At 73.9% G+C, this 20,951-nt stretch carries 21 protein-coding genes and 3 pseudogenes; 10 read left to right on the top strand and 14 right to left on the bottom strand.

The window, feature by feature from the left end; translation table 11 throughout:
• Positions 1 to 161: 161 nt before the first annotated feature.
• The gene (locus AB0N04_RS37705) at positions 162 to 1,013 is read right to left on the bottom strand and encodes an NPP1 family protein (RefSeq protein WP_360210392.1); all 852 of its coding nucleotides are present in this window, start codon (positions 1,011 to 1,013) and stop codon (positions 162 to 164) included.
• 327 nt (positions 1,014 to 1,340) lie between these two features.
• Between AB0N04_RS37705 and AB0N04_RS37700 the strand changes: the two genes are divergently transcribed.
• The gene (locus AB0N04_RS37700) at positions 1,341 to 2,159 is read left to right on the top strand and encodes a methyltransferase domain-containing protein (RefSeq protein ID WP_360210394.1); all 819 of its coding nucleotides are present in this window, start codon (positions 1,341 to 1,343) and stop codon (positions 2,157 to 2,159) included.
• A gap of 31 nt (positions 2,160 to 2,190) precedes the next feature.
• Here the strand turns inward: AB0N04_RS37700 and AB0N04_RS37695 are convergent, their stop codons facing one another.
• The 3 genes from AB0N04_RS37695 to AB0N04_RS37685 form a co-directional block, all read right to left on the bottom strand.
• Positions 2,191 to 3,015, bottom strand: coding sequence for an SMI1/KNR4 family protein (locus AB0N04_RS37695; RefSeq protein ID WP_360210396.1), 825 nt, complete (start codon positions 3,013 to 3,015; stop codon positions 2,191 to 2,193).
• An 88-nt stretch (positions 3,016 to 3,103) separates the two neighbouring features.
• Positions 3,104 to 3,532 (bottom strand): SRPBCC family protein, encoded by a 429-nt coding sequence (locus AB0N04_RS37690; RefSeq protein WP_360210398.1) that lies wholly within the window; start codon positions 3,530 to 3,532, stop codon positions 3,104 to 3,106.
• Between the two features lie 277 nt (positions 3,533 to 3,809).
• On the bottom strand, positions 3,810 to 5,027 hold the full coding sequence (locus tag AB0N04_RS37685) for a tetratricopeptide repeat protein (protein WP_360210400.1): 1,218 nt from the start codon (positions 5,025 to 5,027) through the stop codon (positions 3,810 to 3,812).
• A gap of 232 nt (positions 5,028 to 5,259) precedes the next feature.
• Between AB0N04_RS37685 and AB0N04_RS37680 the strand changes: the two are divergent.
• From AB0N04_RS37680 to AB0N04_RS37670, 3 genes and pseudogenes are all read left to right on the top strand, one after another.
• A pseudogene (locus AB0N04_RS37680) lies at positions 5,260 to 5,883 on the top strand (IS5 family transposase); the annotation flags it as partial.
• Positions 5,856 to 6,197 (top strand): hypothetical protein, encoded by a 342-nt coding sequence (locus AB0N04_RS37675; RefSeq protein WP_360210636.1) that lies wholly within the window; start codon positions 5,856 to 5,858, stop codon positions 6,195 to 6,197. The pseudogene AB0N04_RS37680 and the gene AB0N04_RS37675, both read left to right, overlap by 28 nt.
• Before the next feature lie 41 nt (positions 6,198 to 6,238).
• Positions 6,239 to 6,499: pseudogene (locus AB0N04_RS37670) on the top strand (transposase); the annotation flags it as partial.
• Positions 6,500 to 8,169: 1,670 nt separating this feature from the next.
• Here the strand turns inward: AB0N04_RS37670 and AB0N04_RS37665 are convergent.
• Together AB0N04_RS37665 and AB0N04_RS37660 are read right to left on the bottom strand one after the other, a co-directional pair.
• The gene (locus AB0N04_RS37665; RefSeq protein ID WP_360210402.1) at positions 8,170 to 8,907 is read right to left on the bottom strand and encodes an SDR family oxidoreductase; all 738 of its coding nucleotides are present in this window, start codon (positions 8,905 to 8,907) and stop codon (positions 8,170 to 8,172) included.
• Positions 8,904 to 9,170, bottom strand: a complete 267-nt coding sequence (locus tag AB0N04_RS37660) for an Atu4866 domain-containing protein (protein WP_360210404.1) — start codon at positions 9,168 to 9,170, stop codon at positions 8,904 to 8,906. The genes AB0N04_RS37665 and AB0N04_RS37660 overlap by 4 nt, the downstream gene beginning before the upstream one ends.
• A 141-nt stretch (positions 9,171 to 9,311) precedes the next feature.
• On the opposite strand from AB0N04_RS37660, the gene AB0N04_RS37655 reads away from it, so the two are divergent.
• From AB0N04_RS37655 to AB0N04_RS37645, 3 genes are all read left to right on the top strand, one after another.
• Entirely contained in the window at positions 9,312 to 10,193 is an 882-nt protein-coding gene (locus AB0N04_RS37655) for a helix-turn-helix transcriptional regulator (protein ID WP_360210406.1), read from the top strand.
• Positions 10,186 to 10,911 (top strand): class I SAM-dependent methyltransferase, encoded by a 726-nt coding sequence (locus AB0N04_RS37650; protein ID WP_360210408.1) that lies wholly within the window; start codon positions 10,186 to 10,188, stop codon positions 10,909 to 10,911. Before AB0N04_RS37655 ends, AB0N04_RS37650 begins: the two co-directional genes overlap by 8 nt.
• Positions 10,912 to 11,050: 139 nt before the next feature.
• Positions 11,051 to 11,452, top strand: coding sequence for a nuclear transport factor 2 family protein (locus tag AB0N04_RS37645; RefSeq protein WP_360210410.1), 402 nt, complete (start codon positions 11,051 to 11,053; stop codon positions 11,450 to 11,452).
• Positions 11,453 to 11,515: 63 nt separating this feature from the next.
• Here the strand turns inward: AB0N04_RS37645 and AB0N04_RS37640 are convergent, their stop codons facing one another.
• Together AB0N04_RS37640 and AB0N04_RS37635 are read right to left on the bottom strand one after the other, a co-directional pair.
• On the bottom strand, positions 11,516 to 11,887 hold the full coding sequence (locus tag AB0N04_RS37640) for a VOC family protein (RefSeq protein ID WP_360210622.1): 372 nt from the start codon (positions 11,885 to 11,887) through the stop codon (positions 11,516 to 11,518).
• Between the two features lie 46 nt (positions 11,888 to 11,933).
• Positions 11,934 to 12,386, bottom strand: a pseudogene (locus AB0N04_RS37635) (transposase); the annotation flags it as partial.
• A 122-nt stretch (positions 12,387 to 12,508) separates the two neighbouring features.
• Here AB0N04_RS37635 and tnpA point away from each other — a divergent pair.
• The gene (tnpA, locus tag AB0N04_RS37630) at positions 12,509 to 12,937 is read left to right on the top strand and encodes an IS200/IS605 family transposase (protein ID WP_360210412.1); all 429 of its coding nucleotides are present in this window, start codon (positions 12,509 to 12,511) and stop codon (positions 12,935 to 12,937) included.
• Positions 12,938 to 13,232: 295 nt separating this feature from the next.
• On the opposite strand, the gene AB0N04_RS37625 is transcribed toward tnpA, so the two are convergent.
• Positions 13,233 to 13,568 (bottom strand): AzlD domain-containing protein, encoded by a 336-nt coding sequence (locus tag AB0N04_RS37625; protein ID WP_360210414.1) that lies wholly within the window; start codon positions 13,566 to 13,568, stop codon positions 13,233 to 13,235.
• Positions 13,561 to 14,463 (bottom strand): AzlC family ABC transporter permease, encoded by a 903-nt coding sequence (locus tag AB0N04_RS37620; RefSeq protein ID WP_360210416.1) that lies wholly within the window; start codon positions 14,461 to 14,463, stop codon positions 13,561 to 13,563. The genes AB0N04_RS37625 and AB0N04_RS37620 overlap by 8 nt, the downstream gene beginning before the upstream one ends.
• Before the next feature lie 78 nt (positions 14,464 to 14,541).
• Between AB0N04_RS37620 and AB0N04_RS37615 the strand changes: the two genes are divergently transcribed.
• Complete coding sequence (locus AB0N04_RS37615) at positions 14,542 to 14,985, top strand: Lrp/AsnC family transcriptional regulator (protein ID WP_360210624.1); 444 nt, start codon at positions 14,542 to 14,544, stop codon at positions 14,983 to 14,985.
• Between the two features lie 75 nt (positions 14,986 to 15,060).
• On the opposite strand, the gene AB0N04_RS37610 is transcribed toward AB0N04_RS37615, so the two are convergent.
• Positions 15,061 to 15,840: a class I SAM-dependent methyltransferase gene (locus tag AB0N04_RS37610; protein WP_360210418.1), complete on the bottom strand. Its 780-nt coding sequence runs from the start codon at positions 15,838 to 15,840 to the stop codon at positions 15,061 to 15,063.
• Positions 15,841 to 16,191: 351 nt separating this feature from the next.
• Between AB0N04_RS37610 and AB0N04_RS37605 the strand changes: the two genes are divergently transcribed.
• A complete protein-coding gene (locus tag AB0N04_RS37605) occupies positions 16,192 to 16,746 on the top strand; it encodes a DUF4232 domain-containing protein (protein ID WP_360210420.1) in 555 nt (184 codons plus the stop codon).
• Positions 16,747 to 16,905: 159 nt separating this feature from the next.
• Here AB0N04_RS37605 and AB0N04_RS37600 read toward each other — a convergent pair whose 3' ends face one another.
• From AB0N04_RS37600 to AB0N04_RS37590, 3 genes are all read right to left on the bottom strand, one after another.
• Positions 16,906 to 17,622, bottom strand: a complete 717-nt coding sequence (locus tag AB0N04_RS37600; protein WP_360210422.1) for an RICIN domain-containing protein — start codon at positions 17,620 to 17,622, stop codon at positions 16,906 to 16,908.
• A gap of 440 nt (positions 17,623 to 18,062) precedes the next feature.
• Positions 18,063 to 19,427, bottom strand: a complete 1,365-nt coding sequence (locus AB0N04_RS37595; protein WP_360210424.1) for a carotenoid oxygenase family protein — start codon at positions 19,425 to 19,427, stop codon at positions 18,063 to 18,065.
• A gap of 35 nt (positions 19,428 to 19,462) precedes the next feature.
• Positions 19,463 to 20,951: MFS transporter (locus AB0N04_RS37590; protein WP_363365695.1), on the bottom strand; the 1,489-nt coding region annotated here is incomplete at its 5' end.

The following is a 20,951-nucleotide window of genomic DNA, read 5'->3' as shown; positions in this document are numbered from 1 at the left end:
CCGCGCCCCCCCCGTACCCCCCCCCCCCCCCCGGGCCGGGGCCCGGGCCCGGGCCCGGGGACGGGGGCGGGCCCGGGGACGAACCCGGGGACGGACGGTGCGGGCCCGGTGCACGGGGGTCACCGGGCCCGCGTCGGGACGTGCGCGGGGCGGCCGCGGCGTCAGGCCCAGGGGTTGAACGGGATGCCGCCGGGCTTCGAGGCGTTGAGCAGGTTGCGGAAGCGGTCGTCCTTGTCGGTGGTCTTGATGGTCGCCGATCCGAAGTCCGCGTTGTTGAGGCGGTCGCGCAGCCAGGTGCTGGGCCAGCCGTTCCAGTCGACGATGGGGGGCTGGCGCCAGTTGTGGTAGTGGTTCTCCGGCGGCTCGTCGTTGCCGTTGGCGAGCCGGAAGAGGTGGCTGCCCGGGCCGCCCGTGCCGCCCTCCTTGTGGTAGACGACCTTCGGGTGGCTGCCGTCGAAGCGCACCGACGAACGCGGGTAGGTGTGCTGGCTGTTGTGCTGGGTGACGGTCAGGAACTCGACCTGGTTGGACGACTGGTTGACCCACGAGACGACGTGCTCGAAGTCGTGGCGGTGGCCGCCCGCGCCGCCGTTCTGCGTCTGGTCCTTCTCGAAGTAACTGGCGTACACGATGGCGCACCAGCCGTTGTTGCACTTGGAACGGGCGTAGGTCTGCGAACGGTCCAGGTCGGACTTGTCGCGGCAGTTCCCGTTGACGTCGCCGCCCAGCTTCAGGCCCGGGTTGAGGGTGCCGTCCGGGGCGATGGCGGCGACCGCGTAGCAGCCGTCGGTGTCGTAGTCGTAGGCGGGCGAGAAGGACGCCTCGTAGCCGCCGGCCCGCTGCGGCAGGTTCGGCAGCGAGTCCGCCTGGGCGACCGGCCCGGGCAGGGTGAGGGCCAGGGCGCCGGCGCCGACGAGCGTGGCGACCCGGCTACGGACCCGGGTGGCGCGGGTCGTCCCGGACGCGGTGTCCGCCTGCGTGGCGGCGCGGCCGCGTGTCAGGAGGTCTTTCATCTTCGCCTGCTTTCCTGGTCGTCGGTGCGGCCGTCCCGCGCGGTGGCGGGCGGCCGGTGACGATCCTGGCGGCTTGGTCCGGACCTGCGGATCCGTCAAATGACGCAAGGAAATCGGTGAGTTACGCAGTCACGCGGTCCGGGCGGCTCCGCCGACGTTCCGCCGACGTTCCGGCGACGGGCAGTCAACCGCCGTCAACGACAGGAGCCCCGGCCCACTCCTGGCCACCGGCCACCATGGATGCCCTGGCTCACCGACTCACGGCGGCGCACCGACTCACCGCGGCGCAGCGAGCGGCGGGCCCGGGTGGCTGCCTACAGTGGGGCCATGACCGACCCGCGCCCCACCTCGGCCTTCCACGCGGCCAACACCGACCCCGCGGTCACGGACCGGATGGTCGCCGCGCTGGACGTCCAGGCCGCCAACCCCGGTGTGCGGAGACTGCGGGAGTGGGCGCACGCGCGGCTGGGCGCGCGCCCCGGTGAGCGGGCGCTGGACGTCGGTTCGGGCACCGGCTCGGAGACCCGGGTGCTCGCGGCGGCCGTCGCCCCGGGCGGCGAGGCGACCGGCGTCGAACCCAACCCCGGACTGCGCGCCGTCGCCCTGCAGCGGGCCGCCGTCGACGCCTCCCCCGCCCGGTTCCTCGACGGCGACGCGCTCGCGCTGCCGCTGCCCGACGCCGACCGGGACGTGGTCTGGTGCGAGCGCGTCCTCCAGCACCTGACCGACCCGGCGCGGGCCGTCGCCGAGATCGCGCGGGTCCTGCGCCCCGGCGGCCGGGTCGCCCTGCTGGACACCGACTGGTCCACCTTCGTGCTCCACCCGGCCGACTCGGAGGTCCGCCCGGCGCTGGCCGCCGTCACCCGGGCCACCGCCGCCACCCCGGACGCCGGACGCCGCCTGGCCGGCTGGCTGAGCGCGGCCGGCCTGAGCGTCGACGAGCTCGGCGCCGACGTCCTCCTGCAGGACCCGCACGCCGTCGCCTGGCCGATCGTCCGCGCGCTCGGCGCGGCGGCCGTCGGGCGGGGCCTGGTCACCGAGGAGCAGCGCGACCGCCTGCACGCCGGCCTCACCTCCGCCGCCGAGCAGGGTGCCTGCCACCTGTCGGTGACGATGTTCGCCGCCGTCGCCCACCGGCCGCGCTGACCGGCGGCTGCCCGCCAGGGCCGCGGTCGGGCTACTCGCCGTCCCAGGGCAGGGCCACCAGCACTCCCCCGCCGGCCAGGCGGGCGTAGCGGCAGGTCGCGCCGATCGCCCAGAAGTCGACGGCGGCGCGGCCGGTGACGGAGCGCAGGTCGGCCAGCCTGGCGTCGTCGGGCAGGCCCTCCGCGGCCGCGCGCAGCACGTCGTCGCCGCTCGTGCGCAGCCGGGCCGCGGTGACGTCCTCGACGCTGGTGGTGCGCCGGTCGCCGTCGGGCCACAGGTCCCCGAACCGGCGGCCGAAGGCCCCGACGTCGGCCGCGGTACCCCTGGTGCCGGTGGCGGCGAGGGCCTGTTCCAGGCAGTCGGCCAGGTGGTCGAGCCACGCGGTCAGGGAGGGTGCCATGCGGTCGGTGTCGGCGGCGTCCCAGAACCGGAACACCGGGCCCCAGGCCCCGGTGCGCGGGTCGACGTCCACGTAGGTGTGGCCGTCGCCGTGGTCGGTGTGGACGAACCAGTGGGTGCCGACCCCGCCGGCGTGGTCCTGGTACCAGCTGACGTCGGCGTTGGCGTACCGGCCGCGGTTGTAGGCGTGGTCGAGGTCGACGTGCTCGTGGGACTCGTGGCCGTTCACGGCGGAGCGGCTGACGGTGACGTGCACCCCGCCGACCGAGCGCAGCAGGGCCCGGACCTCCTCGGGCACCGGGACGGGCCAGGCGTCCATCCGGGCGTCGTCGATGCCCGGGTCGAGGGCCACCAGCCCGCCGGAGGCCTCGGCCAGCCGGTGCAGTCGGGCCGCGGTCGCGGAGGCGGTGCCCACGGCGGGTGCGGTGGCGGTGGTCGTGGTGGTCTGGTCGGTCATGCGGTCGGCCCCCCGGTTCGTTCGGTATCGGGGTCGAAGCTACTCCGGCCGTACGACACCGCGGGCCCCGGTCCTGCCGCGGCCTGCGTCAGCCCCCGGTGGCGCGGTCCTCGACGAAGGTCTTGAAGCGGCGCAGGTCACCGCGCACCTGGCGGTCGAGCACGCCCAGCTTGTCGGCGGCCTTCTCGGCCAGGCCGGTGGGGTGGAAGACCATGGTCATCCGCACCCGGGTGCGGTCCGCGCCGAGCGCCTCGAAGTCGACCGTGCCGGTGTGCTTCACGCTCTCGCCGGTGGTGCGCCAGGCGACCCGCGCATCGGGCACCCGCTCGACGATCTCGGTGTCGAACTCCCGGGCCAGACCGGCGATCTTGGTCCGCCAGTGGGCGTGCTGGTCGTCCAGCTGCCGGACCTCCTCCACGCCCTCCATGAACTCGGGGAACTCCTCGAAGGTCGCCCACTGGTCGTAGACGACGCGGACCGGCACGTCCACGTCGATCGACTCCTCCACCATGCTCATCGCCGCACCTCTTCACGTTCGTCCGGGCCGGACCGGGGCGGGCCGCATCGGCCCTCCGGGCGGCCCGGTCGGCCCGGTCGGCCCGGTCGTACGGGACCAGGGGCCCCGGGGCCGCGGACGGCGCCGCCCCTGCCAATCTGGGCCCTGCGCCGGACGGCGGCAACCGGCGCGCCCGGCCCCCGGCCCGATCGGCCCGCCCCGGCGCCCGCCGGTGCCCCTGTGCGGTGAACCGGCCGAGGTCCGGGCCGGCGGGCGCCCCGGGCGGGCCGGGGGTTCGCTACCCGCGCTCCGGGGGCCCCGCCATCGAGCGCAGGCGGGCCTCCAGGGCGGTGACCTCGGCGAGCGGGGAGCCGTAGAGCCGGGGGATCTCGGCCGCGAGCCCGCGCATCAGGCCGAGGGACTCCGTGGCGGCGGCCAGGGCCTCGGCGAGGTCGGTCCCGGCTTCGGCCCGAACCCGGGCGTGGAAGGCCAGGGCCAGCGCGAGGTCGCCGCGGCGGGCCACCGGGTTGAGCGCCGCCTGCTCGCGCATCATCGCCAGCGCCCGGGTGGTGACCCGGGCCGCCTCGCCGAACCTCCCCAGGTCTGCCAGCGCCGCCGCGAGCAGGGACAGCGAATCGGCGAGCAGTGCGCCGTGGACGCCGGGTTCGGCCCGGTCCAGCTCCTCGAGGATGGCGACCGACTCCTCCACCGCGGCCAGCGCCCCCTGCCGGGTGTCGTGCATCCTGGCCAGGTTGCCGAGCCCCATCGCGAGGTCCCGCCGGTGCACCGCCGGGTTCGCGCGCGCCAGCCTCCGGTAGAGCGCCACGGCCTCGTGGGCGCTCCTGAGCGCCCGGCGGTGCTGGTTGCGGGCCGACTGGCGGCGGGCCAGGTTGTTCACCGCCTGGGCCAGCCCGGGCGTGTGGGTCACCGGGTCCGCCGCGGCCAGCCGGCGCATCAGCACCACGGACTCCCGGGTGACCTTCAACGCCTCGGCGTACCGCCCGAGCCGGGACAGCACCACGCCGAACTGGCTGAGCGCGTTGGCCAGTTGCGGGCGGTAGGCGGCGTCCGCGTGGGCCAGCCGGCGGTACAGGCCGACGGCCTCGCCGGTCACCGTCACCGCCTCCTGCGGACGCCCCAGCCCCCACAGGGCGGTGCCGAGCCCCAGCAGCGTGGCGCCCAGCGGCGCGGCGAAGGGCGCGTCGGTCTGCCGGCCCCGGCCCAGCGCCACCGCCTCCGAGGCGGTGGCCAGGCACTCCTCCCACCGCGCCAGCTTGGACAGCGCCTCGCAGCGGAGCACCAGCACGTAGGCGAGCGTGGCGGCGGCACCCCGGGCCGCGGTGCCCCTCGCCCCGGCGAGCCGGCCCCGCAGGAGCCGCGCGGCCTCGTCGGTGGCCGCCAGCGCCTCCTCGTACCGGCCTGCGAGCACCAGCCGGGTGCACTGCTCGAAGGCCTCCTGGGCGGGGTCGGGCGCGGCGCCGGGCTTCTCGCCGGGTCTCGGCGTCTGGTCGGGCAAGGGGAGCTCCTCGGGCTCGATGACGGCTGACATCGCACGATCAACTCGCCGCCAGACAATCGGAACTGACGCTGAGTCGGTTCCTGATCCCCCGCCGCGCCGGACGGCCCGGTCAGTATGCCCGCGCCGGCCGCCCCCGGACCCCCGCGGAACGGCCCGCCTAACTGATCGTTTCAAAATGGGTTGAGCTGGGCTCCTTGCGCTTGTCGATCTTGGTCGCCAAGCTGTCCGGATGCGTGTTGATCTTGTTCCGGATGGTCTCTGGGAGCGGGTGGCTCCGCTGCTGCCGCCCGCTCCCCGTCGGCGTTACTGCCACCCCGGGCGGCTGCGACTTCCGGACCGGGCGGCCCTGGCCGGCATCGTCTACGTGCTGCGGACCGGTGTCGCCTGGCGTGATGTCCCCGCGCAGGCCGTGGGCTGCTCCGGAGTGACGGCCTGGCGCCGACTGCGGGACTGGACCGAGGCCGGCGTCTGGCCCCGCCTGCACACCGCGCTGCTGACCGAACTGCGCCGCGCGAATCTGCTGGACCTGGACGACTGCGCCGTGGACGGCTCGCACGTCCGGGCCCTCAAAGGGGGCAATCATGTCGGCCCCTCGCCCGTTGACCGCGCACGCCCCGGCTCCAAGCACCATGTGATCGTGGACCGTTGGGGCACTCCGCTCGCCGTGACGCTCACCGGAGGCAACCGCCATGACGTCACTCAGCTGCTTCCCCTACTGGACGCGATACAGCCGATCCGCGGACTGCGAGGACGTCCGCGGCGCAGGCCCCGGCGCCTGTACTTGGGTTCTAGCGGTTGTCGCAACACCCCAGCTGAAGGGGTGCGATGGACTTCGAGATTCGCGAGGACCGGAAGCCGCAGGGGCCCAGGAAGCTCCGTGCCGAACGGGAGGAATACTTCCGGCTCGTGCGACAGGGCTACAGCAACAGAGAGGCGTCCCGGCTGGTGGGCGTTCACCCGCGTACTGGACGCGAGTGGCCCAACGGCCGGACGGACCCGAACAGGTTCAGGGCGCCCGCTCGACCCGAGCGGGCGCCCTGCGCCGTGTCCCGGTACCTGCGTGAGGACGAGCGGATCCACATCGCCGCCGAACTCAACGGCCGCCCACGCAAAACGCTCGGCTGGGAAACCCCAGCCGAGCGCCTGCATAAACTCGTCGCGGCCTGATCAAACCGACCACGTGTTGCAACGACCCCTAGAAACCGCCGTACGCCGACCGGGGCTACGACTTCGACAAGTACCGCCGCCTGCTCTGGAAGCGCGGCATCAAGCCGATGATCGCCCGCCGCGGCGCCGCCCACAGCTCCGGACTCGGCACCGTGCGCTGGGTCGCAGAGCGCGCCTTCGCCTGGCTCCACCAGTTCAAGCGCCTGCGCACCCGCTACGAGCAACGCGCAGACCTCCACCAGGGCCTGCTCGACCTCGCCTGCGGCATCATCTGCCTGCGGCGCCTTCGAAAATCCTCCTGAAGCGACCGATGCGGCGGCCCGGACAGGCTGTCGCAAGTGCCCGACCCCAAGGGATGGAGGGCCCGAGCCGGGAGGCACATCCCGCGCAGGCTCCGGGTTGCGGCCACCGCCCGGGCTGACAAGGCGGCGGGTGAAGGGCAAGCCGTGGTGGTCCTCGGGTGCGGGTGTGGGGCGCCGCGTGGTGGCGTACCGGCTGCCGGAATGCCCATGACAGGCATTCACTACAGTGATCACACGGAGTGCTCTCCTCGTGACTGGCCGGAATGTGAACGGAATGTCATGCTGCCCATGACTCGTGAGTCGGACAAATCCTACTTACCGCGCCGACATCCGATCGCGGTCCGCAGATCTGAGAGGTCTCGTCATGCGTTCCACCACCCGCATCAAGCAGCGCAGAACCGCCTTGGCTGCCGCCCTCGTGGTGGCGTCCAGCGCACTAGTAGCGGCCCCCCTAGCCGCCTCCGCCCACGCCGCCGCCCCGCCCGACTGCGTGAACGGCCGCGAGTACACCGGCTCATTTACGTGCAGGCTCCCCGCCAGGCTGGTGGTGACTTTCCATCTCATTGGGGGTGGTGGTGGGGGCGGGGCGGGTTCCGAATTCGGTGACATTCATGGCGGTGGCGGCGGTGGCGGCGGCGCTAGTGTTCGATGCACGAAGCTCCTGGCAAGGGGCACCGTCCTCTCCGGTACGGTCGGTGGCGGCGGTGGTGGCGGAACTGAGTTCGCAGCGGGAGCGGGGGGCTCGGGCGGCGGCTCGGGCGGCAGCAACGCAGCCGGTGGTGACGGGGGCGGCGGGGCGGAAGGTGGCGCCGGCGCGAGCCAGGATGTTCTCGGCTTTGGTGGTGGCGGCGGTGGTGCATCTACCCTAAGTGCCGGTACCGGCATGCAGCTCTCTGCGGGCGGCGGCGGAGGCGGCGGCAGCCTAAGCAATGCTTTTGGGGTTCCGCTGAGCGGCGGCGGCGCCGGAGGCATTGCCACCGCTACCGGTTGCGGTGGCGTCGGCGTGCTGGTAACTGACGACGGGTCACACGGTGGCGCCGGTACCGAGTCTTCGAGCGGCGCCGGCGGCGCCAGCGGCGACTTCGGGTCCGCCGGCATTGGCGGCTACGGTGGCAGCAGCCCCGGCCCCATCAGCGACACTAGTGGTTTCGCCGGGAGTGCAGGCAACATCAAGGTGTCCTGGCTGCCCTGATTCACGCCGTTTCGCAGGGCCGTGAGGCGCCGCCGTCCCGCCCGTGAGCCTGCTGGTGTTGCCCGGCGACCTTGTCGGTCGCCGGGCACACGTCGCGGAAGCCGCACTCGTGCTGCTGTCACTGAGCGAGCCGCTATCGGCGCTGGTGCCACCCTCTGCCTCGCACCGTCAGCTCAGGTTGTGGCACACCTGACAGATCGTGGCTACATGCAGACCTCCGCCATCCTGGTGGCCGTCTCCGCCGTGCCTCCGCTCGTCGTGGCGCACATGCTCGACTCGGCAGCGACCCCGCCCGCCACGCTCACCGTGGAGGCCCGAATGCGCGAGCTAGAGGGAACTGCTCGCCGTGACATTGGCAGAGCACTCGATCGGCCTTGCACATTCCCGACCGCACAACCTACGCAGCTCAACCCATTTTGAAACGATCAGTAAGGTGCCGCGACGCTCGGCACCCCGACCGGAGCGCAGCCGCCAGCGCTCACTGGGCGCTCGCCGTGGGGCGGACGACGAGCTCGTTGACGTCGACCTCCCGGGGCTGGGAGACGGCGTAGGCGATGGCGTCCGCGACGGCGGACGCGGGCAGGGCCACGGCGCGGTACGTCCGCATGGCCTCCCGGGCGGTGGGGTCGGCGATGCCGTCGGCGAGCTCGGACTCCGTCACGCCGGGAGCGACGAGGGTGACCCGGATGTCCCCGCCGCACTCCTGGCGCAGCCCCTCGGTGATCGCGCGCACGGCGAACTTGGTGGCGCAGTAGACGGCGGCGGTGGGAGAGACCTCGTACGCGCCGACGGACGCGACGTTCACCAGGTGCCCGCCGCCCTGGGCCCGCATCACGGGCAGCGCGGCGGCGATGCCGTGCAGGACTCCCCGCAGGTTCACGTCGATCATGCGGTCCCACTCGTCCGTCCGCAGCGCTTCCAGGGGCGAGAGCGGCATCACCCCGGCGTTGTTGACCAACACGTCCACCCGGCCGTAACGGCTGCGGGCCTCGGACACGAAGGCCCGGACGTCGGCGGCGTCCGTGACGTCCAGGCGCCGGAACGCCGCGGTGCCGCCCGCGGCTTCGAGCTCGCCGGCCAGCGCGGCGAGGCGGTCGGCGCGCCTGGCGCCGAGGAGCAGGCGGTGGCCGTCGGCGGCGAGGCGGCGCGCGGTGGCCTCCCCGATCCCGCTGCTCGCCCCGGTGACCAGGACGACCTTGCCCCTGTCCTGCGTCATGCCTGCTTCTCCTCTCGGTGGAGCACGAGGTGTTCGTGGTGGAGGACCCCGTCCCGGATGTCGCCCGTGGCGGTGAACCCGGTGTCGTCGACGTAGTCGAGGTGGTGGCCGGTGAGCGTGTAACGGCCCGTGTAGGCGTGGCGGCGGCTGCCGCGGGCCTCGTCGTAGCGGCCGTCGGCCCGCAGCTCCTGGCGGATGTACCCGCCCGCCGTCACCCACGTGCCGACCACGTCGACACCGCCCTGCTCGGTGCTGCCCGTCAAGGACGGACTCCCTTCGTCGCTGCGTGCGGAACCGTTCCGCGCCACCGAGTCTGGGCACGCCGGGAACGACCGGCCAGGACGCGCCCCGCCTGGGTGCAGTGCACCCGGGCAGGGCACGGAGAGGGACCCTAGGGTGGGGGCGTGACGGACAACCAGCTGGGAGAGTTCCTGCGCGCCCGCCGTGCGGCCCTGCGGCCGCAGGACGCGGGTGTGGTGAGCCACGGGACGCGCAGGGTCGCCGGACTGCGCCGGGAGGAGGTCGCCGTCCTGGCCGGGGTGAACGCGGACTACTACACCCGCCTCGAACAGGGCCGCGAACGCCACCCCTCGGCCCAGGTCATCGACGCGCTCGGCCGCGCCCTGCAGCTGGGCCCGGACGAGCAGGCGCACCTGCACCAGGTGGCGGAGACGGTGCCGGGCAACCGGTTCGCCCACACCACGGACCTGGTCAGCCCCGCCCTGCGCCAACTACTGGACGGCTACCCGGCCGCCCCCGCGTTCGTCGTCAACCGGACCCTGGACGTCCTGGCGGCCAACGCCCTGGCCGAGGCCCTGCACTCGCCCTTCGAGCGGATGGACGACCTCGCCTCGATGGTCTTCCTCGACCCGGCGGGCCGGCAGTTCTACGAACGGTGGGGCCACACCGCCCAGGCCGTCGTCGGCCACCTGCGGCAGGCCGCCGGGCTCGACCCCGGCAGCCCCCGGCTGCAGGAGCTCGTCCGCACCCTCACCGCGCACAGCACCGACTTCACCCGCCTGTGGGAGTCCCACACCGTACGCGGCAAGACCCAGGAGGCCAAGCACTTCCTGCACCCGGACGTCGGCCCGCTCACCCTCACCTACCAGGCCTTCGACGTGCGCGACGCACCCGGCCAGCAACTCGTCGTCTACCAGGCCGAACCCGGCAGCCCCAGCGCCCGGGCCCTCGCCCTGCTCGGCTCCCTCCACGCCACCTCGGCCCGGGCCACCTCCGGGCAGGCCCGGGCCACCGCCGGAGAGGCCCAGGGCCGTTCGCATGGCTGACGAGTGCTTCGGGCACCCGCGGCTCGCCGCCGTCCACGACGCCCTCGACCCCGACCGCACCGACCTGGACGCCTACCTGCTGATGGTGGAGGAGTTCGGCGCGCGTCGGGTCCTGGACATCGGCTGCGGCACCGGGGTGTTCGCACTGCTGCTGGCCGGGCGCGGCATCGAGGTGACCGGGGTCGATCCGGCCGCGGCGTCCATCGACGTGGCCAGGGCCAAACCGGGCGGCCACCGGGTGCGCTGGATCCACGGCGACGCCGACGATCTGCCGCCGCCAGCCGTCGACCTGGCGACGATGACGGCCAACGTCGCCCAGGCGATCGCCGACCCGCCCGCCTGGCGGCGCACCCTGCGGGGAGCCCGGGAGGCGCTGCGCCCCGGCGGGCGCCTGGTGTTCGAGACCCGCGATCCGGCGGCCCGGGCCTGGGAGGAGTGGACCCGGGAGCGCTCCCACCGCGTCACCGAAGTCCCCGGCGCCGGGCCGGTGGAGAGCTGGGTGGAGCTGGTCGAGGTGCGCGGGCCGCTGGTGGCGTTCCGCTGGACGTACGTGTTCGGCGCGGACGGGCAGGTGCTGACCTCGGACTCGACGCTGCGATTCCGGGAGCGGGCGGAGGTCGAGGCGGACCTGGCGGCCGCCGGCCTGGTACTGGAGGAGGTGCGCGGCGCGCCGGACCGGCCGGGGCGGGAGCTGGTGTTCGTGGCCCGGCGCCCGTAGGCCCTGGTGGGGCGCGCGGAACCTGGTGGGGCGTGCGGCCAGGCTCCACAACCCCGGCCGCGCCGGGCGGGCCGACGCGCTTCCCCGGCGCCACGAACGAGCGCCGCCGGGCGGCGGCACCCGGGATAGCGTCCCGCCCATGACCTCCTCCCCCGCGCAGCCCGCGGACCCCACCGATCCCGACGTCGCCCTCGTGCTGGCCGCCTACGCCGCCTACGCCCGGGGCGACATCGACACCGCCGTCGCCGACCTGCACCCCGACGTGGACTGGGTGGAGCCCGAGGAGTTCCCCAACGGGGGCGTGCACCGGGGCCGGGACGCCGTGCACAAGTACCTGAGCGCCTCGTACGCGATGTGGGGCGAGATGCACTCGGAGCCGACCGCCTACCGGCGCGGCGAGGACGTCGTCATCGTCCACCACGTGCACGGCGTGCTCACCGACGGCAGCCCGCTGGACATCACCGCCGCCGACGTCTTCACCCTGCGCGACGGCCTGGTGGTCGCCATGCACGCCCACGCGGACCCGGCCGAGGTGCTGTAACCGCCTCGGGAGCGCCCCGGCCGGATGCCGACGCGGCGCCCGGCCGGGCCGGACGGTCGACCGTCACAGGGGGCTGAGCCGGGTGCGCAGGAGGCAGAACTCGTTGCCCTCCGGGTCGGCCAGGACGTGCCAACTCTCCTCGCCGGTCTGGCCGATGTCGACGGGGCGGGCGCCGAGGGCGAGCAGGCGCTCGAGTTCGGCGTCCTGGTCGCGGTCGGTGGCGTTGACGTCGATGTGCATCCGCAGCTTCCCGGTGCGCGGGTCCTCGCTCGGGCTGAACAGGAGGGTGGGCTGCGGGCCGCCGGGGACGGACCCGGGCGGGCCGATCTCGATGCTCCCGTCGTCGTCCCGGTCGAGTTCGACGTAACCGAGGACCTCGCGCCAGAACGCGGCGAGCCGCTCGGGATCGGCGGCGTCGATGACCAGTTCACTGATGCGGCATGCCGTGACTCCTCCCCGGCGTAAACGCCGGGGCTTCTCGTTAAGCCGATACGGCTTCGCGACGGGCCAGCCCGGCCCGTAGAACGTTGATGGCTCCCACTGTGTCGGCGTGCGCCTGGTGGCCGCAGCTGACGCAGTGGAAGGTCTCCTGGGTGGGCCGGTTCTCCTTCGCGGTGTGCCCGCAGGGAGGGCAGGTGCGGGAGGTGTTGCGGGGGTCCACGGCGATCACTTCCCGTCCGGCGCTTTCAGCCTTGGCGTGCAGGATCGTCAGGAACACCCCCCATCCGGCATCCGAGATCGAGTGGTTGAGGCCGGCCTTGGCCGCCGCGCCGTTGGGCAGGAAGGTGTCCGGCGTCTCGGGGTCGGGCTTCGGTGCGGGGGACCGCAGCATGTTACGGATCTTGAGGTCTTCGTGCGCGATGAAGTCATGCTGACGCACGAGGCCGAGTGCAGTCTTGTGGGCGTGGTCGAGGCGTTGGCGGCGCACCTTGCGTCCCGCAACATCTCGGCAAGTGCTTGCTGCTGGCCCACGGTGGGCCGCATGAGGAACTTGTACGCACGGATCATCCGGCCCACCCCCCTCCAAGGCCGACATGACCACACGACACTTGGCCCATGTCACCACGCTGGGAACCAGACCCCGGTATACGGCGGGGAAACCACGTCGCCCACAACCTGCACGCGCACTTGATGTTCGTCACCAAGTACCGGCGTGAGATCTTCGATGACGCCATGCTGACCCGCTGCGAAGCCATCATGCGGGACGTGTGCGACAGCTTCGGTGCGGAGCTGCGCGAGTTCAACGGCGAAGGCGATCACGTCCACCTGCTGGTGCACTACCCGCCGAAGGCCGCCCTGTCCAGACTGGTCAACAGCCTCAAGGGCGTCAGTTCTCGGTACCTGCGCGCCGAGTACACCGGGCGCATCAACCGGACCGGGACGGGGTCCGTGTTCTGGGCACCCTCGTACTTCGCCGCATCCTGCGGCGGAGCGCCGCTCAGCATCGTCAAGGAGTACATCGAAGGCCAGAAGCGGCCCGTCTGACCGTCACCCCGGAGCCGCAGCCAACTCCGCCGCTTCGCGGCTCCGGACCAAGGATCGCATTCCCGCCCGGCCTGAAGGCCGGGATTCCCTGCGAAGATCGGGGGATGGACCGTCACTCTAGTTCCGCGGCGGACGGTTTCCCTGTGCGCGGTGTCGTCGCGTTTCCGGGGCCGGAATACGCCGGTCGGCCGCCGCGTGGCGGGCGTTCCCCGGACGGCGGGCGAGGTTTCCTCGAAGGCGTCAAGCCTATTCCGGGGAAAAGTGGTTGGCGGAAATCCGGGGCTTGCCGCCGGCCTCAGGGGTGGGCGAAGAGGGTGCTGGCGAGGGCGACGTGGACGGCGGTGCCGCCGAGGATGCTCAGGACGGCGTTGCGCCGCCACAGGTGCAGGCCCAGGGTGGCGGCCAGGGCGAGCAGGGTGGGGGCGGCCCGGACGGGGCTGGTGAGGGGGAGGTCGCGCAGGGCGTAGACGGTGAGGATCACCATCACGCCGACCGGCATCCGGGCGCTCAGGTAGTGGAGCACCGCGCTGGCCCGCAGCGGGGCGAGGGCGGCGAAGGGCAGCGCACGCAGGCCCCAGGTGACGGCGACGGACACGCCGATGGCGGCCAGCAGGTAGGACGTGTCAGGCACGGGTCGGCTCCTTCGCGGCGGCGGTACGGCGGCCGTCTGCGGTGCGGTGCCCGGCGGGGCCGCGGCGTCCGGCGAGGGCGCGGCGTCCGGCGAGGGCGCGGCGTCCGGCGAGGGCGCGGCGGGCCAGCAGGGCGGCGGTGAACAGCGCGGTGGCGGCCAGCAGCATCTGGCCGGGCAGGACGAAGCGCGCGGCGAGGGCGCAGACCAGGGCCAGCGCCGGGGTGGGGATGTCGCGCCGGGCCCGGAAGGCGTCGACGGCCAGGACGACGAACAGGGCGGTGAGCGCGAAGTCGAGGCCGACGAGCTTCGCCGGCACCAGCGCCCCGAAGAGGGCTCCGGCGGTGCCGCCGGCGACCCAGTAGGCCTGGCAGAGCACCTGGAGCCAGATGATGCGCCGCCCGCTCCAGGAACGCGCCTGCTCGCCGGTGGTCAGGGCGTAGGCCTCGTCGGTCATGGCGAAGGTGCTGTACGCCCGGCCGAAGCGGCCGCCGACCCGGTGCAGGGGGAAGGAGAGGGCGTAGAAGACGTGCCGGAAGTTCACCAGGAACGCGGTCAGGGCGATCTGGGCGAGCGGGGTGACCGCGACGACGAGCCCGATCAGCAGGAATTCCAGCGACCCGGCGTAGACCAGCGCGGTGAAGGCGGTGGCCCACCACCAGCTCAGGCCCGCGTGGGCGACCAGCACGCCGAAGGCGATGCCGAGCGGGAACAGGCCCAGGCCGACGGAGCTGGAGTCCCGGAGCGCGGCGGCCAGGTCCGCCCGGGCGCTCGGCGCGGCGGTGTCGGGCTCGTCGGCGTGGGATCCGGCGGCGTTCGGTCCGGGGGTGTGCGGTCCGGCGGCGGGAGGGGGCGGCGGAACGGGACGGGTGAGCGTCCCGCCTGGTGCGGAATCCATGAGGGAAATTCTAGGACGAATTCCGGGTAATATGGTTTCCAATAATTGCCCGGGAGTAGCACTGTGAGCAACAAAGAAATGCTGGACGGCGTCGATCGTGAAATTTTGTTCCACCTGCGCCAGGACGGCCGGCTGACCAACGTCGAACTGGCCAAGCGGGTCGGCCTCACCCCGCCGCCGTGCCTGCGCCGGGTGAAGCGGCTGGAGGAGGCCGGGATCATCGCCGGATACCGGGCCCGGATCGACCCGGCGGCGGCCGGGCGGGGCTTCGACGTGGTGGTCGCGGTCGAGATCGGCGTCAACGACCTCCAGACGGTGGAGGAGTTCGAGTCGACGGTGGCCTCCTACGAGGAGGTGATCGAGTTCCGCCGGCTCTTCGGCCGGCCCGACTACTTCGTCCGGGTCGCGGTCGCCGACCACGCCGCCTACGAGAGCTTCCTCACCGCCCGGTTGATGGGGCTGCCGGCCGTAGCCCGGGTGGACTCGCACCTGACCATGAAGATCATCAAGGGCGACGGCTGACGGGCCCGCCGTCACGGCGCCGCGGGCCCACCGGCAGTTGTCGGCGGCGGCCCAGGGCTGTGACGGCCGGCGGCCTCAGAGCCGCCGGGTGCGCAGCACGCCGGTGCGCATCGGGAGGGTGAACCCGCCGTGGGCGGTCTCCGGCCGGTCCGCGAGGAAGGCGCGGATCCGGGCGAGGGCGTCCTCCCGTTCCGGTTCCGGCATGACGATCATCCCCGCGCGCGTGGCGAGGGTGTCGACCAGGGTGTCGGCGGTGCGGTGCTGCCCGTGCGGGAAGTCGGCCTGCTCCGGCGAGCCGAACCGGGCGGGCGCGCCGGCCCCGGGCAGGTGCATGTGCGCCGTCGCGGCGCGCCAGCTCGCGGGGGTATCGCGGGGGCCGACGGCCGCGCTCCCGGCGACCCGGGCGAGCCCGGCGACCCAGGGGACCTGGTCGTCCATCAGGTTCCACAGGCCGGCCAGGACGCCGCCCGGGGCGAGGACCCGGGCGATCTCGGGCCCGGCGACGGCCATGTCGAACCAGTGCATGGCGTTGCCGGCCAGCACCGCGTCGACGGAGGCGTCGGGCAGCGGGATCGCCTCCGCGCTGCCCGGCAGGGCGCGGACGTCCGGCAGGCGGCGGCGCAGCTCGGCCAGCATCGCCGGGTCGGGTTCGACGGCGGTGACGTCGGCGCCCAGGGCGGCCAGGACGGCAGTCAGCTTGCCGGTTCCGGCGCCGAGGTCGAGCACGCGGGGGCCGGGGGCGGCTTCGAGCGCCCAGTGCACCGCGGCCCGGGCGTAGTCGGGGCGGTGCTCGGCGTAGGCGGTGGCGGCCGCGCCGAAGGAGGAGGCGTGCCGTGACTGTTCGTCATGATCCATACGGGTGAGGCTAACCGCGCGGACGGGGGTCGGCCAGACCCTCGCGGGCGGGGGCAACCGCCGGGCCGGTCCCGGTGTCTTCCTTGCTGACTGACGATGCACAGCCAGGCCGGGCGGGGGCGGCCCGTCGGCTGTCCTGATGATCCGGGGGGATCCATGGGTTCGCGTTCCCTGTTGACGGTTTCGGTGTCCGCGCTGCTGGCCGGGCTCACTCTGACGGCCTGCGGGGCCGGCGGCGGTTCGGCTTCCGCTTCCGGCTCCGCGGCCACTTCGACGGCCGGCTCCACGGCCGGTTCGCCGAAGGCCGAGGCCGCCGCGCCGGTGTCCGAAACGCCGGTGTCCGCAGCACCGGTGTCCGCAGCACCGCTCGCGGGCCAGTCCACGGCCGCGCCCACGGGGCGGCCCGGCACGCCGGCCACCACCGGTGCGACGACCGGCTCCGGACCCGGCTCCGGCGGGCCGCAGGACGGCAGGTGCCGCGGCGAGGAGCTGACGTGGACGCTCACCCGGCTCACCGCCGAGGGCAGCGCCGACCGGGACCCGGCGAACGCCGAACTCGTCGCCCTCAACTCCGGCTCCCACGCCTGCACGCTGGCCGGCTACCCGAGGCTCGAGTTCCACCTGGGCAAGGGGCCGAAGGCCACCGGGGCCGGCAGGGGCGGCCCCGCCACGCTGGCGCTGGGCCCCGGCAAGCGGGCGGTGTTCGCCCTGCGCTACTCGGAGATGAACGGCAAGGGGCCGGACAGCGGGAACTGCAACCCGCTGGTGACCGCCGGCGCCGCCGAGGTGACCGCGCCGGGCGGGGGCGCCGAGGTCCGCGTCCCGGTGGTGGACCAGGCCGGCAAGCCGGCCCGGGTCACCGTCTGCGGCCAGGAGGTCCGGATCAGCCCGCCCACCGCCCGGTAGTCACTCCGTGCGCCAGTCCGCGGGCCGCACGGGCGAGGCGCCGACCGCCGTGTGGAGGCGGTCGGCGCCGGTTCACCGGTGCTCGGCGGGTCCGCGGAGAGGCCTGATCAGGGCCGCCGGGGCCGGTTGGGTGCGGGCGGGTTCAGTGCCCGCACGCACTCAGTGCCAGTAGTGGTCGGCCCAGGTGCCACACGGCCACTGGATCACCTGGGCGCCGTCGGCGGTGCTGGCGCCCGGGACGGCCAGGCACTGGCCGCTGTTGTAGTTGATGATGTGCAGCTTGCCGTTGCCGGTGTCGACGCCGAAGGCCCAGTAGTGGTCGTTCCAGGTGCCACACGGCCACTGGATCACCTGGGTTCCGGCGGTGGTGCTGGCACCGGGGACGGCCAGGCACTGGCCGCTGTTGTAGTTGACGACGTGGAACCAGTTGAAGTTGTTGGCCTTGAACTGGTAGTTCGCCGTCCAGTAGTGGTCGTTCCAGGTACCGCATGGCCATTGGATGAGGCCGGTGCCCTGCGCGGTGCTGCCTCCCGGGACGGCGAGGCACTTGTTGCTGTTGTCGTTGACGATGTGGGTGTAGGCCCCGTTGAAGCCGATGCCCTGCGTGGCGCCGCCGTTTCCGGCCGCGAGGCTGTTCCCGCCCTGGGCGAGGATGCGCTGGACCTCCTCGGGCGAGACCGGGGAGAGGCCCTTGAGGGCCCGCTCGAGAACGGCCTCGTTCGGCGAGGTGACCGTGGAGCTCCCCCGTGCCGCGGACGCCGGGCTCTGCGCGGTCGCCGTCGCCGTACCGCCGGCGGTGAACGCGAGCGCCACCGCGGTCACGGCTGCCGCCGTGGCGCGGACGACGCGGCCCGGTATCTGCTTGGTGATGTTCAACGCGACTCCTGTCGGATGGACTCGGATGGTCGAACCGATCAGCTGACAGGGCGGACGTCCGGACCGTGCCCCCCTGCGCGGCCGAGGCAACGCTAGACGAGCCCAACTCCCTTGCCAAAGAAGGTAATTGGCCACCATCGGGCGAGGCCGGAGGTGCCACGGGGGCCGATCCGCGGCCCATCCGGCACGGGACGCCCCGACAGGCCGGGCCGGGGGCCCGCGGCTCTCGCGGCACCCCCCGCACCTGCCGCCGCACCCACCGGGCCGGGTCCGGGTGGAGGGAACAGCAGGAGAACAGCAGAACGGGCGGGCCCCGCCGGGCGGTGGGGGAGGTCGCTCGGCGGGGCCCGGCGCGGCCCGGGGGCCGCGCGGTCAGGTGGTCGGGTGGCCGGGCGCCCGGGACCGGGCGGGTGGCTGGGACCGGTCGGGGCGCCGGCCGGTCAGGCGGCGGGGCGGTCGGCCGGGGTGTCGGGGACCCAGGAGCCGTGGATGCCGCCGGGCACCCGGTGCGGCAGGTGGACGGCGGCGACCCGGTCGAGGCCGCAGGCGTCGAGGACCAGCAGCTGTGAGGCGTCCTGCTTGAGGTCGGAGACGACGGTGAGCAGGTAGCCGTCGTCCTCGCGGGTGGCCCCGGTGGCGGGGACGAAGACCGCCTCGCTCGGCAGCCGGGCGTCGCCGATCTGGTGGATGCGGCGGGCGCCGGTGGAGCGGTCGTACTTGACCACGCCGTAGCCGCCGAAGCCCTGCTCGTCGGGGAAGGAGACGGCGTACTGGTAGCGGTTCTCGACGCCCTGGTACTGCTCGTTGAGGGTCGGGAACTCCACCGCCAGGTCGTCGATGATCTGCTCGTCGACGGTGCCGGCCACCGGGTCGATCACCCAGCGGCGGGTGAAGGAGCGGGTGTTGGGCTCGGTGCCGCGCCCGGGGGCGCCGACCCACCAGTTCCAGGAGAGCCGGAAGCCCTCGCGGTCGACGGTCGGGCCCTCCAGGACGATGCGGCCCCGGCCGTCCTCGTAGGCGTTGGAGACGTGCAGCATGTTGCCGGGCTCGATGGAGAACCAGCGCACGTGCCGGGCGCCGTCCTCGCCGCGGGGCATCACGCCGATGCGGGCGGGCTGGTCGTCGCGCCAGGCGTAGGGGATGCCGGAGTGCTCCTGCGGGTCGAAGGTGACGTTGCCCTCGATGAAGATGACGTGGCGGCGGGTGAGGGCGAAGTCGTGCTTGAGGGCGGCGCTCGCGCCGGGGACCTCGGCGCTGTGGACGAGCTGCCCCTTGGCGTCGACGACGTGGTGGACGAGGTACGGCGGGATCGGCGAGGAGCCGAAGAAGTGCAGCTCGCCGGTGACCGGGTCCTCCTTGGGGTGGGCGGTCATCGCGGTGCGCAGCTTGCCGTCGAAGTCGTAGGCGCCGACGGTCTCCAGCTCCGGGGTGAGTTCGAAGGGGAGGTTGGCCTCGCAGAGGGCGAGCAGGCGGCCGGCGTGCTCGATGACGTGGGTGCCGGCGGTGCTGGCGGTGAGGTCGGGGCCGGTCTCGGTCATGTAGGGGGCGCCGTCGAGGGCGGGGGTGTGGACCCAGCGGTTGCGGTACCACTCGGCGCGGCCGGCGCGCAGGCGGATGCCGTGGACCATGCCGCTGCCCTTGAACCAGTGGGTGGGGGTGATGCCGGGCTTGGGGTTGTGGCCGTTGCGCAGCAGTCGGCCGGTGAGTTCGGGCGGCAGGGTGCCCTCGACGGTCAGGTCGGTGGCGGTGACTTCGTCGACGAGGGGGGTGTAGTGGCCGGTCAGGTAGGGCTTGGCGGTGGTCATGGCGGGTTTCTTCCTCCGGGTGGAGCGGGTGGACGTCAGATTGCTTGCTGTGCTGATGACTTGGTGTTTCGGGTGAGGATCCAGGCGAGGGCGGCGGTGGCGGCCAGCAGGGCGGCCGAGGCGGTGAAGGCGGCGCGGTAGCCGGCGGTGAGGGCCTCCGGGTGGGGGGTGTGGGTGGCGGCGTGGGCGGTGACGGAGCCGGCGAGGGTGGCCAGGGCGGCCAGTCCGATGGCGCCGCCGACCTGGCGGGTGGTGTTGACCAGTCCGCCGGCCAGTCCGGTGTCCTGGGGCGGCAGGCCTCCGACGGCGAAGGCGGTGAGCTGGACGAAGGCGGTGCTCAGGCCGAGGCCGACGAGGACGCTGGGGCCCAGGACGTCGGTGAGGTAGCCGCCGTGGGCATCGATGCGGGACAGCCACAGCAGGCCAGCGGCCTCGGTGGCCAGGGCGGCGGTGACCGTCGCCCGGGCGCCGATCCGGCGGGACAGTCGCGGGGCGAGCGCGGAGCCGAGCATGTTGGCTGCGGCGAGGGGGAGTTGGCCGACTCCGGTGAGCAGCGGTCCTGATCCGAGGACCTGCTGCTGGTACAGCGGCAGGAAGTAGAACAGGGCGATCCAGACGGATCCCAGCAGGGCCATCAGGAGGTTGCCGGCGGCCACCCGGCCGGTGGTGAGCAGGCGTGGCGGGATCAGCGGGTCCGGTCCGCCGCGGGCGCGGCGCAGCTGGAGGGCGGCGAAGGCGGCGAGGAGGGTGGCGGCGGCGAGGAGGGCGGCCAGGACCGGGGTGTCGCTCCAGCCGGCGGCGCGGGCGGTGGTCAGGCCCCAGACGAGGCAGGTCAGGGCGAGGGTGACGGTGGCGGTGCCGAGCAGGTCGAGGCGGCCGGTGCGGCGGTCGGCGGTGCGGTGGTCGGCGGTGCGCGGTAGGAGGGCCACGGTGGCGGCGAGGACCAGCAGGGTGCCGAGGGCGACGCAGTGGAAGATCCACGGCCAGCCCCAGGCCTGGGTGAGGGCGCCGCCCAGCAGGACGCCGCCCGCTCCCCCGGCGCCGGAGACGGCGCCCCAGACGCCGAGGGCGCGGCCGCGGCCGGGGCCGGGCGGGAAGAGGTCCATGGTCAGGGCGAGCGCGGCGGGGGCGACGGCGGCGGCGCCGAGGCCCTGGACGGCGCGGGCGGCGATCAGGGCGGCGGGGGTGGTGGCGAGGCCCGCGGCGAGCGAGGCGGCCGCGAACAGGGCGAGGCCGGTGGTGAGCACCCGGCGGCGGCCGAACAGGTCGGCGGCCCGCCCGCCGGCCAGGAGCAGGGCGCCGAAGGCCAGGCCGTAGGCGTTGACGACCCAGGTGGTGCCGGTGTCGGAGAGGCCGACGCCGGTGCGGATCCGGGGCAGGGCCACGTTCACGATCGAGGTGGCGAGCATGACGGTGAACTGGGCCGCGGCGAGCACCAGCGCCCCGGCCACCGCCACGCCCACCAGTCGTCTGCCCACGGCCCGCACCCCGTCCCCGGCGCGCCCGCCGCGCCGATCCAGCGGA

The organism is Kitasatospora sp. NPDC051702, from assembly GCF_040681575.1.
Lineage (GTDB): Bacteria > Actinomycetota > Actinomycetes > Streptomycetales > Streptomycetaceae > Kitasatospora.
Note: the sequence above shows the minus strand (reverse complement) of the source record. Positions and strands in the feature narration are given on the sequence as shown.